This window comes from Allosphingosinicella sp. (assembly GCF_036387215.1).
Taxonomy (GTDB): Bacteria; Pseudomonadota; Alphaproteobacteria; order Sphingomonadales; family Sphingomonadaceae; genus Allosphingosinicella.
The window spans coordinates 1-1,861 of the sequence record NZ_DASVUE010000246.1; the positions used below are offsets into that span (position 1 = coordinate 1).

The window sequence follows — 1,861 nt, forward strand, 5'->3', positions numbered from 1 at the left end:
GACTGGAATGAGCGAGCCCCAAGACATCCTCCCGCTGGACAGCTGGCACCGCGCGCAAGGCGCCCGGATGGTCCCGTTTGCCGGCTATTCGATGCCGATCCAATATGAAGGCATCATCGCCGAGCATCGCTGGACGCGCGAGTCCGCCGGCCTGTTCGACGTCAGCCACATGGGCCAGCTGATCATCGCCGGCGCGGGTGCCGAGAAGGGGCTGGAGAGCCTGCTTCCGGCCGACCTTGCGATCCTGAAGGAAGGGCGGCTCCGCTATTCGCTGCTTCTGAGCGAGGATGCCGGGATCATCGACGATCTGATGGTCACGCGCCGCGGCGATCATTTCTACATGGTCGTGAACGGCGCCACTAAGATGGGCGATATCGAGCACCTTCAGGCGAAGCTGCCCACTGGCGTGGTGCTCGACCATATGAAGGAGCAGGCGCTGCTTGCGCTCCAGGGGCCGCAGGCGGTGGACGCGCTGGCGCGGCTCGCGTCGGGCGTGGCCGAGCTCGGCTTCATGCAGGGCGGCGCCTTCGACATCGGCGGAGGCACGGCCTGGATCAGCCGCTCCGGCTATACGGGCGAAGACGGGTTCGAGATCTCCGTCCCCTCGAGCCGCGTCGCAGCCCTTGCCGAACTCCTGCTGGAGCAGCCGGAGGTGAAGCCGATCGGCCTCGGCGCGCGCGATTCCCTGCGGCTCGAAGCCGGGCTTCCGCTCTACGGCCACGATCTCGATCAGACGACAACGCCGGTCGAAGCCGATCTCGGCTTCGCGATCTCGAAGCGCCGCCGCGGCGAGGGCGGCTTTCCCGGCTGGTTCCGGATCACCCGCGAGCTTGAACAGGGCGCGATCCGCCGGCGCGTCGGGCTCGCCGTCGAAGGGCGCCAGCCGGTGCGCGAGGGGGCGATGGTGGTCGACGATGAAGGCAGCGAAGTCGGCAAGGTCACGAGCGGCGGCTTCTCGCCCATGCTCGAGGCGCCGATCGCGATGGCCTATGTGCCCGCCGCCTCGGCCGAGCCGGGGGCGACCGTCACGCTCGCCCAGCGCGGCAAGATTTTCCAGGCGAAGGTCGTGCCGATGCCCTTCGTCCCGCACCGCTACCAACGCAAGGGAGCCGCCGCATGAGCCTCTATTTCACCAAAGAGCATGAATGGATCCGAGTCGAAGGCGACACCGCCACCGTCGGGATCACCAACTTCGCTCAGGCCCAGCTCGGCGACATCGTCTTCGTCGAAGTGCCGGAAGCCGGCCGTGAAGTGACTCAGGGCGGCGACGCGGCCGTCGTCGAATCCGTCAAGGCCGCCTCCGACGTCTATGCTCCGGTGAGCGGCGAAGTCGTGGAAGGCAACCAGGCGCTCGCCGACGATCCCTCGCTGGTGAACAGCGATCCCGAGGGCGAGGGCTGGTTCTTCAAGCTCCGGCTGTCCGACGACAGTCAGCTCAGCGACCTGATGGACGCCGAGCAGTACAAGGCCTTCTGCGACAGCCAGTGAGCGTCAATTCCTCCTCCCGCTGGTCTCCCGCCGACTACGCGAAGAACGCTGCGTTCGTGCCCGCGCTCGGCGCCGCGGCCTTGACCATGCTCGACGCGCAGCCTGGCGAGATGATCGTCGACCTCGGCTGCGGCGACGGCGCTCTGACCGCGCTGATCGATGCGGCGGGAGCGAAGGTGGTTGGGCTCGATGCCTCTCCGGAGATGGTCGAAGCGGCGAGGGCGCGAGGGATCGACGCCTATGTCGCCGATGCCCAGGCGCTGGGCCTCGCGCGGGCGGCGCTCTGCTTCGGGCAGTTCGACGCCGCCTTCTCCAACGCGGCATTGCACTGGATGCTTGATCCCGCCGCAGTCGCGGAGGGCGTGTTCTCGGT

General features: G+C 67.9%; 3 protein-coding genes. All 3 read left to right on the top strand.

Annotation, left to right across the window (positions count from 1 at the left end):
* Positions 1–7: 7 nt before the first annotated feature.
* Entirely contained in the window at positions 8–1,120 is a 1,113-nt protein-coding gene (gcvT, locus tag VF662_RS10060) for a glycine cleavage system aminomethyltransferase GcvT (protein ID WP_464140553.1), read from the top strand.
* A complete protein-coding gene (gene gcvH, locus VF662_RS10065) occupies positions 1,117–1,488 on the top strand; it encodes a glycine cleavage system protein GcvH (RefSeq protein ID WP_464140548.1) in 372 nt (123 codons plus the stop codon). Before gcvT ends, gcvH begins: the two co-directional genes overlap by 4 nt.
* Positions 1,485–1,861: class I SAM-dependent methyltransferase (locus VF662_RS10070; RefSeq protein ID WP_464140550.1), on the top strand; the 377-nt coding region annotated here is incomplete at its 3' end. The genes gcvH and VF662_RS10070, both read left to right, overlap by 4 nt.

Bases quoted from the DNA above. Each gene is read 5' to 3' on its own strand.
- gcvT (WP_464140553.1), top strand. From the start codon at position 8: ATGAGCGAGCCCCAAGACATCCTCCCGCTGGACAGCTGGCACCGCGCG.
- gcvH (WP_464140548.1), top strand. From the start codon at position 1,117: ATGAGCCTCTATTTCACCAAAGAGCATGAATGGATCCGAGTCGAAGGC.